This window comes from Halomonas sp. ALS9, from assembly GCF_001651035.1.
GTDB lineage: Bacteria > Pseudomonadota > Gammaproteobacteria > Pseudomonadales > Halomonadaceae > Vreelandella.
On the sequence record NZ_LXRG01000192.1, the window covers coordinates 361,927 to 374,632 of the forward strand.

Annotated in this window: 13 protein-coding genes; 7 read left to right on the forward strand and 6 right to left on the reverse strand. The window is 53.8% G+C overall.

What is annotated here, in order from left to right; all coding sequences use genetic code 11:
- Positions 1-123 precede the first annotated feature (123 nt).
- Entirely contained in the window at positions 124-1,311 is a 1,188-nt protein-coding gene (locus tag A6R74_RS15530; protein ID WP_064235384.1) for a M24 family metallopeptidase, read from the forward strand.
- A 137-nt stretch (positions 1,312-1,448) separates the two neighbouring features.
- A complete protein-coding gene (locus A6R74_RS15535; protein WP_064235385.1) occupies positions 1,449-1,823 on the forward strand; it encodes a hypothetical protein in 375 nt (124 codons plus the stop codon).
- Between the two features lie 99 nt (positions 1,824-1,922).
- Here A6R74_RS15535 and A6R74_RS15540 read toward each other — a convergent pair whose 3' ends face one another.
- On the reverse strand, positions 1,923-3,482 hold the full coding sequence (locus A6R74_RS15540; RefSeq protein ID WP_064235386.1) for a Fic family protein: 1,560 nt from the start codon (positions 3,480-3,482) through the stop codon (positions 1,923-1,925).
- Positions 3,483-3,789: 307 nt separating this feature from the next.
- On the opposite strand from A6R74_RS15540, the gene A6R74_RS15545 reads away from it, so the two are divergent.
- From A6R74_RS15545 to A6R74_RS15555, 3 genes are all read left to right on the forward strand, one after another.
- On the forward strand, positions 3,790-4,908 hold the full coding sequence (locus A6R74_RS15545; RefSeq protein ID WP_064235387.1) for an alkene reductase: 1,119 nt from the start codon (positions 3,790-3,792) through the stop codon (positions 4,906-4,908).
- A gap of 144 nt (positions 4,909-5,052) precedes the next feature.
- A complete protein-coding gene (locus tag A6R74_RS15550; protein WP_064235388.1) occupies positions 5,053-5,520 on the forward strand; it encodes a TspO/MBR family protein in 468 nt (155 codons plus the stop codon).
- Between the two features lie 32 nt (positions 5,521-5,552).
- A complete protein-coding gene (locus A6R74_RS15555; RefSeq protein WP_064235389.1) occupies positions 5,553-6,152 on the forward strand; it encodes a cell division protein ZipA C-terminal FtsZ-binding domain-containing protein in 600 nt (199 codons plus the stop codon).
- Positions 6,153-6,191: 39 nt separating this feature from the next.
- On the opposite strand, the gene A6R74_RS15560 is transcribed toward A6R74_RS15555, so the two are convergent.
- Both A6R74_RS15560 and A6R74_RS15565 read right to left on the reverse strand, forming a co-directional pair.
- Positions 6,192-7,781 carry an ABC-F family ATPase gene (locus tag A6R74_RS15560; protein WP_064235390.1) on the reverse strand — a complete coding sequence of 530 codons (1,590 nt, stop codon included), beginning with the start codon at positions 7,779-7,781 and terminating at the stop codon, positions 6,192-6,194.
- 109 nt (positions 7,782-7,890) lie between these two features.
- On the reverse strand, positions 7,891-8,745 hold the full coding sequence (locus A6R74_RS15565; RefSeq protein ID WP_064235391.1) for a sirohydrochlorin chelatase: 855 nt from the start codon (positions 8,743-8,745) through the stop codon (positions 7,891-7,893).
- 81 nt (positions 8,746-8,826) lie between these two features.
- Here A6R74_RS15565 and A6R74_RS15570 point away from each other — a divergent pair, with 81 nt between their 5' ends.
- Complete coding sequence (locus A6R74_RS15570; protein ID WP_064235392.1) at positions 8,827-9,399, forward strand: gamma-glutamylcyclotransferase; 573 nt, start codon at positions 8,827-8,829, stop codon at positions 9,397-9,399.
- Positions 9,400-9,404: 5 nt separating this feature from the next.
- Here A6R74_RS15570 and A6R74_RS15575 read toward each other — a convergent pair whose 3' ends face one another.
- The 3 genes from A6R74_RS15575 to A6R74_RS15585 form a co-directional block, all read right to left on the reverse strand.
- On the reverse strand, positions 9,405-9,932 hold the full coding sequence (locus A6R74_RS15575; RefSeq protein ID WP_064235393.1) for an HPP family protein: 528 nt from the start codon (positions 9,930-9,932) through the stop codon (positions 9,405-9,407).
- A 208-nt stretch (positions 9,933-10,140) separates the two neighbouring features.
- A complete protein-coding gene (locus A6R74_RS15580; RefSeq protein WP_064235394.1) occupies positions 10,141-10,437 on the reverse strand; it encodes a YciI family protein in 297 nt (98 codons plus the stop codon).
- Positions 10,438-10,458: 21 nt separating this feature from the next.
- A complete protein-coding gene (locus A6R74_RS15585; protein ID WP_064235770.1) occupies positions 10,459-10,752 on the reverse strand; it encodes a hypothetical protein in 294 nt (97 codons plus the stop codon).
- A gap of 206 nt (positions 10,753-10,958) precedes the next feature.
- Between A6R74_RS15585 and A6R74_RS15590 the strand changes: the two genes are divergently transcribed.
- Entirely contained in the window at positions 10,959-12,629 is a 1,671-nt protein-coding gene (locus tag A6R74_RS15590) for an isovaleryl-CoA dehydrogenase (RefSeq protein WP_064235395.1), read from the forward strand.
- Positions 12,630-12,706: the final 77 nt, after the last annotated feature.

The following is a 12,706-nucleotide window of genomic DNA, read 5'->3' on the forward strand; positions in this document are numbered from 1 at the left end:
AACCGGTTCGCCGTTTTCTTCTTTCCACAGGAGGCCTTCCTGCTAACCCGCTAGCGTTGAGGGAGATAAAAGCGAGCTTAAAGCTGGTGCCTATACTGACCTTACCTATTGATGGAGGTCGCTATGGATTATCACCACTACCGCGAAGCCCTTGCGGAAACGCTCGCCCAGAGTGAACTGCCCTTTCCCACTGCCGAATATCAGGCACGCCTGGATAAGATCCGTCAGGCAATGACCGCACATGGCTTAGATGCTCTGCTGCTTACCGATCCCGCCGACATTAATTACCTCACCGGCTATCACACCTTTGAAGTCTCGGTTCACGCCTGCCTGGTTTGCACGCAGGAGCGGTTAGTGCTGCAAGTCGCTTCAATTGAAACCGGCGCCGCAGTGGTGACCGCTCGCGTGGATGAGATCATTGGCTATCGCTGGGAAAATCTGGACGAAATCATCACACCGTTGGCCGATATTCTTACCCCCTGTCAAAAAATCGGCATAGATGGTTGGAGCAGCGGGCTACGTTTTGGAGTGATTGATGCGCTGATGCAAACCATTGGCCGTGAACGCTTTAACGAGGCAGGCGCGTTAGTCGATGCCCTCAGAATTGTTAAAAGCCCTGCTGAACTTGAGATGCTGCAAGAGAGCGCACGAATTACCGCCCTAGGCTTAGAGATCGCCATACAGAGCATTCGCCCCGGCATGACCGATAACGATATTGCCGCCGCGGGAGCCAAAGCGCTGCTCGAAAATGGCAGCGAGTTTATGAGCCTGCAGCCCATTGTGACCAGCGGACACCGCATTGGCGTGATTCATGTCAACCATAAACGGCGTGTCATCCAGGCCAATGAGCCGGTCTTCTTAGAGTTCGGCGCCGCTTATCAACGCTATACGGCACCCATGATGCGCACCGCGGTAACCGGCGTGCCAAGCCTAGCTCTCTCTGCCACCCGGGATCTATGCCGCTCAATTTTTGAAGCGCTGTGCGGCGCCATGCGGCCAGGCAACACCTTTGATGACGCCGCCCAGGCTGCCGACGCCCTGCTCGCCCCTCAGCGCGACCAGTATTTCTTCTCCGGTGTATTTGGCTACGCCGTGGGCGCGCAGTTTCCACCTAGCTGGGTGGAAGGTACCGGCTTTATCGCCAAAGGCCAGAACCGCACCTTTGAAACCAATATGGTTTTCCACCTGCCACTCTGCCTGCGCGTACCCGGCCAGTGGGGGGTAGGCATAAGCGACACCGTGGTGGTGACTGAAAACGGCGCCAAACCGCTGACCACTAACGACTGGCAGCTGTTTGAGGCGCACTCATAGGTGCTTGCGCCTTATAGCCACCGTATTGACAGGTCGATGGAGTAGCGCTATCGTCAGCATAGATGCAAATGAGAAACACTATTTTTAGCTCTCTCATCTATATGAGGTGACGATCATTTGAGGTAAGGGTAAGCACCATGACCAGTGAGCAACGCCAACTCCGCCAAACGTTGATATTTTTGCGCACCTCTTTTGAAGCGGTTCAGCACTCGATTGCTGGCCGCCTGGAAGACCCGTTGCCCTGCTGGCTCGATACCAGCATGCTGTCAATGCTCTCGCGGGAACTCACTCGCTGCTGCCAACAAGCCAAACCGCTGTTCGCCCCACCTGTTATCGAACAGCTTTATATCGCCTCCCAGCAGTGCGAGCTGCTACTCAAACAGTGCCCTGGGGTACTCAGTAGTGCCGTCTGCCATCGTCAATTGGGTGCCATTATGCTGCCGCTCTCTAGCGCGCTCCAGCAGATCGATACCCCCGTCAAGCGGCGCTGGCCTTGGACGAAGTGGCACTGAGCGAGCATTGGGGCATTACTAGTCCAGCAGATATCTAGTGGGGGCACTAGCATGGTAGCAGGCAAGTAGCGACGCTCCAGACCTTGGAAAGGTTAGGGTTTATTGATGTGTATTCTTAGTGGCAAGCACTTGCTTACCTAGGTCTGTTAATCGATATTTTTGGGTTGGGCTACGCGGCGAGCTAGGTTGTGTCATTTCAATCAATGCCAGTGCCAATGCCGGTTGTAAATAATTTTTTATAAACGTCGGGCGATGCGCGAGTGATAACGCCTCAAGAAGTGCTTTAGTGCTCATTGGCTCTTCAAGCAGAGCTTGCAATAACCGCATTACTTGTTCGGTTACTTGTTCGGTTACTTGTTCGGTTACTTGCTTAGTTGCTACAGGGGCTATGTCCTTATCAACCAAAAACCCTCTATGAACGGGTAAGCGAATTAAAAAGTAACTGCGTTCATCGTCGGTTTCGAACACCGGCTCTGGAGAACCGTTCCCCTTCATCACTCGAAGAATTTTTGGCACGCCCGTTGAACGGCCTTCCGTTAAATCCAGCTCTTTTAAAAACTCGCCGATACGCCGGTTGCGGTAGCGGCGGCTGACTGCTGTACCTGCTTGCAGGTCTTGCAAACGAATTGAGCGGTCTGGCCCTGGGAAGCTGAGAACCACAAGCTCCTGACCATCAATACGAATCTCAATGGGCTCACGAATTTCATAAGAGCGGTGATACACCGCATTCACCACCGCTTCTTCAATGGCGACCAGCGGAAAATTCCAGAAACGCTCGGCCTGGGGACGATCAGCGTGCTTTGTTACGCCCTCTTTCAAATAGTTGCGGTTAATGTAGTCCAACGCCGTACGGGTTATACGTCCCAGCGGGCCCTTAAATATCTTCTCTTCAAAATGGTCACCACCGGCTCCGTCTGGAAAATACACCACATCTATTTGAGTGGCTGGGAAAAACTGCTCAGGATGCTCGTTAAAAAACAACAGCCCCACATTTTTGGGAAAGGCCATCTCGCTTGGCCCACCGACCACATTCAATCGACGGCCCAAGGTTTCAAGATCCAGTTCGCGGGCTTCTGCCGCTAATTCACTGCCAATATCGTGCAAAAAGTCACGCATCAAATAAGGGGAAAGATCGCTTAAATCCGCAGTTTGGCGATAGCGATCATCAAAAGGCACGGTTGCTGCCAAACTTAGCAGCTCGCGCTCATCCCGCCCCGATGCTTTTACCGTACTGGTATGTTTGCGCAGGTAATAGGCCCAATTGCTCTTCTTGCTTAAGCTGGTTTTAGCTTTATAGGGCCGTGTTTCCCCGCCTGGGGCCCATAGCACCAGAATAGTTTTGCCCTGAATGTCATAGGTGGCTGTTAATGGATGATAGTGCGGCGAAATCGCTGAATGCCCAAGATTTAACAGCTCTTTTTGAATGGCATCGATTTGCGCCGGTAACAGACCAGCAGGCGGAAATTGCGGCTGGCCATTTTCTTCCGCCACACCCACTAATACGTAACCGCCACCCAAATTGTGAAAGTCATTAGCGAAGGCACACAAGGTGTGTAGGATGGATTCTGGGTTCCAGCCTTCCTTATATTCAATGCGTTCGCTTTCCACCGTGCGGTGATGGAGCAAGTCATCAATATTGATGGGAAGTTTAGGTGTCATGCCGCTTGCTCAGGCGTTTGATTGACGTCATATCGCACGTGCTAGGCCTTATAACGCTTAAGTTAACCTTATGATGTAGAACGGTGCATTTAAATGCAATTATCAAGCGAACAGCACTCTCTTTGAGAACATGAGTCTTCGTTGCCTCGCCCTTGCCTACTCCTTGACCCACTGACCTGTGCAGCTCCGTTTGTATTATCTTTAACACCCCACCTAGTGGCTGCAAAGCATTGGCTGGCATCAACTAGTAAACTGGTCTATTCTAATGCGTACTATTTCATCGAAGCATTCAAAAGGAGCTTAATTGATGGCTTTCGAAACACTGTTTACTCCCACCCAGATGGGCAGCCTATCAATTCCTAACCGCGTTATTATGGCGCCGCTGACTCGTTCGCGTACACCCGATAGCGTACCGAGCAAGATGCAGGAAGCTTATTACGGTCAACGTGCTGGTGCGGGGCTAATCATCAGCGAAGCTACCAATATCTCCCCCACTGCCCGTGGCTATGTGTATACACCGGGCATTTGGACGGATGAGCAGGAAGCTGGTTGGAAAGGCGTGGTGGACGCAGTACACGCTAAGGGTGGCCGTATTGCCCTGCAACTGTGGCACGTTGGGCGCGTTTCCCATGAAATGGTTCAACCCGATGGCCAACAGCCCGTTGCGCCGAGTGCATTGAAAGGTGAAGGCGCTCAGTGTTTCGTCGAGTTTGAAGATGGCACTGCGGGCCAGCATCCCACCAGTACCCCGCGTGCGTTGGAAACCGATGAGATTCCCGGCATTGTCGACGACTACCGCCAAGCGGCTGTGCGCGCCAAGCGGGCCGGTTTCGATATGGTCGAAGTCCACGCCGCTAACGCTTACCTGCTCAACCAGTTCCTAGCCACCGGCACCAACCAGCGTACCGACCAGTACGGCGGCTCGCTGGAGAATCGTGCCCGCTTCCCACTGGAAGTCGTCGACGCCGTGATTGACGTCTATGACGCTGACCGGGTTGGCATTCGCATGACACCGTTTATCGAACTGTTTGGCTTGACCGATGATGAGCCGGAAGCAATGGCCTTCTACATGGCCGAGCAGCTCTCCAAGCGCGGCCTTGCCTATCTGCATCTTAACGAACCCAACTGGGCCGGTGGCGATACCACCTTCCCTGACGGCTTCCGTGAACAGATGCGCAAACGCTTTAGCGGCAGCCTGATCTACTGCGGCAACTACGATGCCGAGCGCGCTGAAGCCCGCATTAGTGAAAACACTACCGATGCGGTTGCTTTCGGCCGTCCTTACATTGCCAATCCTGATTTGCCCGAGCGCTTCCGTGTGAACGCGCCGCTCACCGAGCCCAACCATGAAACCTTCTACGGCGGTGATGAAAAGGGCTATACCGACTATCCATTTATGGATAATGGCTATGACCGTATGAGTTAAACGTATGAGTTAAAACAGCACGCCACTATTGCTGTTACTCCCTTACGTTGGAAAAGCATCACTTAGGTGATGCTTTTTTTATATCTGCCCATTGTAAAACACTGCTAGGCTATTGATTCTTTCGTATGAACAGACAGGTGATCAATGCTTGGTTCACTATTAGCGCTGCTGGTATCTCTTCTGCTCGTCGGCCTTACCGCCACGACTGGTGCGCGCTTTCGGCCCGATGGTTGGTACCGTGAACTGCGTAAACCTACCTGGACACCGCCGGATATCGCCTTCCCTATTGCTTGGGGCATACTGTATCTATTGATGGCTATCGCCGCATGGCGAATATACATGGCTGAAGAATCAGCATGGCGCACGGCAGGCTTAATGGTTTACGCGCTGCAACTTTTAGTCAATGCAGCCTGGTCATGGCTGTTCTTTGGGCGTAAACAAATTGTTGCTGCGCTGGTAGATATCATGGTGTTACTGGCATTAATTACGATCGCCATCGCACTTTTTTTCCAGGTCAACACCCTAGCCGCGTGGCTTATGGTGCCCTACTGGCTTTGGGTAGCACTTGCGCTAGCCCTTAACGCCACTATTTTTCGGTTAAATCAAGCTTGAGCGCTGATTAAACAACAAAGGGTTCTGAGAGTATGGATCGCACCACCGCTATAATATTACTCGCCTTCGCATCGCTGGTATTAGGCGCAATGGCAACGGCGATATTTATCTATGTCATTGTCCCCTGGCGTCGCCGACGGCGCGCAGCGAAAGAGAAAGCCGCTAACCCAGCATCTACTCAAGCGAATAGCCCTCCGGAGCCGTCCGAAACATCCACACCGGCCAAGCGCACTAACAATGTGAAACAACACTCACTATTTATTATTTTTGATCAGCCGAGTGAGCGTTCAGATGAGCAGCTTACCGAGTGGCTGCGTGAGAAAGATGCTCATTATGAACCGCTTAGGAAAGTATTCTTAATCAATGGGCAGCAACCCGCTAACCCCATTACTATTGCCAATGCATTTTTACCGGGAGAGCTGCCTGATCTCTTCAGAGATGAGAGCGGCAGCGAAATAATCAAAGGTATCAGCCTAATCGTCAAGCCTCCTTTGCGTAAACGCCGAAACCAGCAAATGATTGTTTTTGTTGAAATCGCCAAGGAAGCAGCGACGCTATTCAATGCCAATGTACTGGATACTGACCATCAAACGGCAACCGAAGAAACCTACGCCCAGATCATTGGCGAATAGCCTTAGCGATGCTTATAAAAATAGCTAATACCAATAGGCTTACACCACCCCCTGGCTGCGCAGATAGTCGTCGTAGCTGCCGCTGAAATCGACGATGCCTTCCGGCTGCATATCGATAATGCGCGTGGCTAGCGATGACACAAACTCGCGGTCGTGGCTGACAAACAGCAGCGTACCGGGGTAGTTCTCCAAGGCTAGGTTTAATGCCTCGATAGACTCCATATCCAAGTGGTTGGTCGGCTCATCCATCAGCATTACGTTGGGCTGAGTAAGGATTAACTTACCGAACAGCATACGCCCCTGCTCGCCACCAGAAATCACCTTCACCGATTTGCCTATATCATCGCTGGAAAACAGCATCCGCCCCAGAGCGCCGCGAACTACCTGTTCTCCACCTTGCGTCCATGACGACATCCACTCGAATAGCGTGGCGTCAACGGCAAAATCATCGCTGTGATCCTGGGCAAAAACACCCACTTCAGCGGCTTCGGTCCATTTCACTTCGCCCGCATCTGGATGCAGCTCACCCGCCAGGGTTTTCAGCAGCGTGGTTTTACCAATGCCGTTGGGGCCGATAATGGCAATTCGCTCTCCGGCTTCAACGGTCATGGATAGCCGTTCAAACAACGGTTTCTCGCCGTTATAAGCCTTGGTAATGCCATCCACATTGACAGCATTGCGATGGATCTTCTTGGCCTGATCAAAGCGAATAAAGGGACTAACCCGGCTGGAGGGTTTGATGTCTTCCAGTTTGATTTTATCGATTTGACGCGCTCGCGACGTGGCCTGTTTAGCCTTCGAGGCGTTGGCAGAGAAGCGGCTAACGAACTGCTGCAGTTCGGCGATCTGGGCCTTCTTCTTGGCGTTATCAGAGTGCTGACGCTCGCGGGCGGCGGTGGCAGCGGTCATGTAATCATCGTAATTACCCGGGAACAGGGTAATTTCACCGTAATCCAGATCCGCCATATGGGTGCAGACGCTGTTCAGGAAGTGGCGGTCGTGGGAGATGATAATCATGGTGCTGCTGCGCGCTTTAAGAATATCTTCCAGCCAGCGGATGGTGTTGATGTCCAGATGGTTGGTGGGCTCATCCAGCAGCAGTACATCCGGGTCGGAGAACAGTGCCTGAGCCAGCAGTACGCGTAGTTTCCAACCGGGAGACACTTCGCTCATCGGGCCGGTGTGCTGCTCGATGGGGATACCTAACCCTAGTAGCAGTTCGCCTGCGCGGGACTCAGCGGTGTAGCCATCCAGCTCGGCAAAGCGGACTTCCAGATCAGCAACGGCCATGCCGTCCTCTTCGCTCATTTCTGCCAGCGAGTAAATACGCTCGCGCTCGGCAGCCACCGACCAGAGCTCAACATTACCCATGATCACGGTGTCGATGACGCGCTCGTTTTCAAACGCAAATTGATCCTGACGCAGCTTACCCAACCGTGTACTGCTATCCAGCATCACCTGGCCGGAAGAGGGCTCCAAATCGCCACCGAGAATTTTCATAAAGGTGGATTTGCCGCAGCCGTTCGCGCCGATCAGGCCGTAACGGTTGCCGTTATTGAATTTAACAGAGACATTTTCAAACAGGGGCTTGGCCCCAAACTGCATGGTGATATTGGCGGTTGCGATCACAAAAAAAGAGCCCCGGTTAGCATATCTGTAACAACAGTATTTACAATACGAAAGGCCCGCGATTCTACGCGCTATTGGACGGGTATTCACCCATCAGACTTTCGTCACATCAGGTGATTGCCGGAATATCGAGTAGAAAGCGTTGATCATCAAGTGCTTGGCGCAGCCGCGAGTGCAAAATATCGACGATCCCTTGGTGTTCCCCCACCAGTTTCGTCGTGGTAACGGAAAGCTCTGGATGCTGCTGTTCAGCGGCCGCACAAATCTCGGCGATATCGCCGCCCTCCCCGGCGTGGCGGCCCGGCGAAAGAAACAGCATCGCCAAGATAACTGGCCCTGAACTGAACTCGGGTGATACAAGCAAGTTTTCCAGCAGCGGCTCGTTAAAGCGGTACTCATCGCCCTCGCGGCGCTCCATGGAGGCTGCAGCAACGCAGGCCACCTCTTGACCAAGCAGCACACTAAGCTGTCCCGCCAGGCGATTGCGCACCGCGGTGACCTCTGGAATCGGGCTGCCGTGATCTACCAGCGCCACATGCGGCTTAGTACCTGGCTGAAATTTGTCGCGCACGTTGTCGGCCAGCAGATGGGCTAAACGCAGGTCATTACTACCGAACTCATCCACCAAGGGCTGGGCCACCCGCACCTTCACGTGAGGAAAGCGCTCTTGCAGCGTGGCCATACGTTCAGGCAGGTAGCCCGTCAGCGCTTTGCTAGGGCCGAAAAAGAACGGCAGGATAATGATTTCCGTTGCCCCCTGTTCGGCACAGCGCTCAGCGGCGGGGCCAAGCGTTGTAGCAGGGATTCCCTCAACCTCATCGGCTGGGATCTTGTTAGAGTGCAGCAGCGAAGCCGCCTGCACGGTTTCGCCAATCAGCTCGCTAAGCGAGGCCGCCACGCGGCGCAAATTCAGCGTTGCCTGGGGCCGCAGGGAGCCATTATCGACCAGAAAAATCGCGCGCATGTCTGTCTCCCAAGTGATCGTCAGTGACATGATAAGATAGACGCTGAAACAAATACGCCGAGAACATGATGCTTGATACTGATGTTTGACACCACTGCCTTAAACCAGCAAAGAAACTTCTTCGAGGGCCATGCGGCTATCTGGCTGTTTGGTTACGGCTCGCTGATCTGGAAGGCCGATTTTGACTTCCTAGAGCGCCGCCCAGCTTATATTCAAGGCTGGGAACGGCGGTTTTGGCAGGCTTCCCACGACCATCGCGGCACCCCTGAAGCACCCGGGCGTGTAGCGACGCTGATCCGCGCCAAGGATTCGATTTGCCACGGGATGGCTTACCGCATTACCCCAGAAGTGTTGGCACCGCTGGATGTGCGGGAGAAGAACGGCTATTTGCGGGAAAAAGTACCGCTGACATTTGTCGATGACGATGGCAATCCCACTGAACAAAGCGAGGGATTGATTTACCTGGCCAGCGATGACAACCCCGCTTTTCTGGGCGAAGCGCCTCTTGCTGACATCGCTAAGCAAATCGCTAACGCTCATGGCCCCAGCGGCCCCAATCGCGAATACCTCGTCAATCTGGCCAAGGCGCTGCGCGAGCTAGGGGCCAAAGACGCCCATATTTTTGCCCTAGAGCGGCAGTTGAGCCGGTTTTAAAAACACTACCAGTAGCGTGGATAACGGCGGTGACGGGCCAGATTATTGACCAGTATGGCGATAATCAACATGACCACACTGCCGGCACCAATGGGTAACAACGGATACCACCAGCCCAATTGGTGAACGCTGGCACCCCCGCCTACCGCAATCAGAGCCGCCGCGGCTCCCGGTGGGTGAACCGTATGGGTTAGCTGCATACCCAGCACCGACAGTGATACGGCCAGAGCCATTGAGAGCGGTGTTGCCCCCAGCAGTTGATAGCAAGCAACGCCAATACCTGCGGAGAGCACGCTGCCAAACAAAACGTGACTGGGCTGGGCAAAAGGGCTTTCAGGTGCTGCATAGATGAGCACCGAGGTTGCGCCGAAAGAGCCTACGATAAGCAGCTGTTGTGACAGCCACGCCGAGCTTAACCAGCAAATGACCGCCATACCGGTAAAGGCCCCGACCCATGACCAAAAAGCATCCTGCCAACCTACCCGGTCACGCTTAATTGGCTTCCCCCGCATCTTGCCAAGATAAGTTTTCATCACACTCGCTTTGCACAAAATGAGTGCAAATGATGCCAAAATGCACCAAATAAGCAAATGACAATCCATCATGCCCCTGATGAAACTGACTCACGAGAAAACCAGTTGATAGTCGTCAGCGCATAGGAGTGTTAATCAAGGCTAGTAATAAGGCAGGCAATTAATTTAGGAACAATTTTATAAACAATTCCAAGACTCGATCGTCATATTAAGTAGTGGGATCAAACAGTTTAACTTCACGTATATCGACCTGCTCCCAAACACGCTCAGTCATATAAGGCTCCTGCGCCAACCAAGCCTCCAAATCTTCTCGCGTGGTAAATCGGAAATGTGCATTAGAGCCGATCATTTTGCCTTCATCGTTGAGTATCACCCCGCCACTGACGAAATTACCCGACGAATATAAGCGGCGCAGGCCTTCCAGGTGCGGCTCGCGACAAGCCAATCGACGATCCAAGGCACCTTCATCAGTGTAGTCGTAGGCGACCAACGCATATTGTTTCATTTGTTATTCCTCTTTGAGTGTCTACATCATCAACCAGGAAAGAATAAACAGCCCCAACACGGTACGTATAATACCGCCTAGCAGCGAGCCGCGCAGAAACGCGCGCAAACCGCCCCACAGAATCAGCAGCCCGATCACTAAGACGGCAATACTGAAAAACGAATCGTTGATTCCCAGCGACCGAGTGAGACCGTCGATAAAATCGCCGAACGCTCCAAAGAAGTTGGTGAAAATACCTAACAGAAACTCCACCACCACCCGGATCGCTTCGCCAATGGTTTCGCCGATTTCGTCAAAAAAGCCGTTTGCCTGCATTGCGTTTGCTTGCATTAATAGTACTCAAGACTGAGAAGGATAAACCGCATTGTCGGTTAAATACGCTGACTGAGCAAAGCAGCACCACATCCCGCTCCCCATCGCCTCCAATGTTTAGCGTCTTTCCTGCCAAGCAACTACCCTAAAAACTATAAAACGTACGTTTAAATAAACACAATTATCATCTCTACGCGCAAGGTCTTGCTATGACTGATCACTACCCGCTCGCCGACCAACTCCAAGCCAACACTCATAAGGTGGAAAACCAGCCGCCATCGCTTGAGAACTACAACAGCTACACCTCTGATAAGGCCCTTCAGGAAGGCGTCAAGCGCGAAGGCGGCACTGACGACGCTTCACTCAGGGCGTTTGGACAGTGGGCAGGCTCGTCTGAAGCCATCGCCTTAGGGTTTGACGCCAACCGTTACTCGCCGCAGTTGGTCACCCATGACCGGCAAGGTCATCGGATCGATTTGATCGAGTTTCACCCGGCCTATCACCAGCTAATGCAAACAGCGGTAGAGCAAGGCCTGCACGCAAGCCCCTGGCGAACCCCCGGGCCGGGCGCCCATGTTACACGTGCCGCCAACTACTATCTGAACACTCAGGTGGAAGCGGCCCACGGCTGCCCGATCACCATGACGTTCGCTGCCCTGCCTGCGTTACGCCACCAGCCCAGCCTGCTTAAGAGCTGGGGCGATAAAATCACCGCACCGCACTACGACCCGCGCAACGTGCCCTATTTCGAAAAACAGGGCGTCACCCTCGGCATGGCAATGACCGAGAAGCAGGGCGGCTCCGATGTGCGGCTTAACACCACCCGCGCCTATCCGATTGATCAAGGCGGGCCAGGGGAAGCCTACGAGCTAGTAGGGCATAAGTGGTTTGTCTCCGCGCCGATGTGCGACGCTTTCCTGGTGCTCGCCCAGGCCCCGGGCGGCCTGAGCTGTTTTCTACTGCCGCGCTGGCGACCCGACGGTACTAAAAACCCGCTCCATATCCAGCAGCTAAAGCGCAAAATGGGCAACGTGGCGAATGCCTCCAGCGAGACGGAGCTGCGGGGTGCCTTTGCCTGGATGGTGGGCGATGAAGGGCGCGGTGTGCGCACCATCATTGAGATGGTCGCCATGACCCGCTACGACTGCATGATTGGCTCTGCGGCCGGCATGCGACAGGCCACCGCCCAGGCGATTCACCACGCCTCTCATCGCCATGCCTTTGGGGCGCGTTTGAGTGAGCAGCCGCTGATGCAAAACGTGCTCGCCGATCTGGCCATCGAGAGTGAAGCCGCGACGACCCTGATGCTGCGCATGGCTCGAGCGATGGATCAGCAAGACAACGAGCACGAGCGTCTGCTTGCACGCATTGCCACACCGGTCGGTAAATACTGGATCTGCAAGCGCACGCCCCACCACGCCTATGAAGCGATGGAAGTCATCGGCGGTAGCGGCGTCATGGAAACCCATTTGATGCCGCGCCTGTTCCGCGAATCGCCCATCAACGCCATCTGGGAAGGCAGCGGCAACGTGCAGTGTCTGGATATCCTGCGCGCGATTGAAAAGCAGCCCGAGGTGCTTGACGCCTACTTTGTAGAACTCGCCAAAGCACAAGGCGCTGATGCACATTTGGATCGCTTTATTCACCAGTTACAGCAGCAAATGCAGGATACCCAAGCGCTCCAATACCGCGCTCGCCAGTTAGCGGACGGTATGGCTCTGGCGCTACAGGGCGCCCTACTGGTTCAGCACGCCCCCGCTTATGTGGCCGATGCGCTCTGCGCGGGGCGGCTCGCTGAGCGCAGTGGCCTCAACACCGGCACCCTGCCCACGGGGCTGAATTGTGCGGCGATCATCGAGCGTGCACAGCCCGTGGAATAAGCGTTCAAGACCATCGTCGTCTTTCATGCTAAAACTAATCAAGTTAAAGCTGACCGTATTAAAGACTAACCGTATTA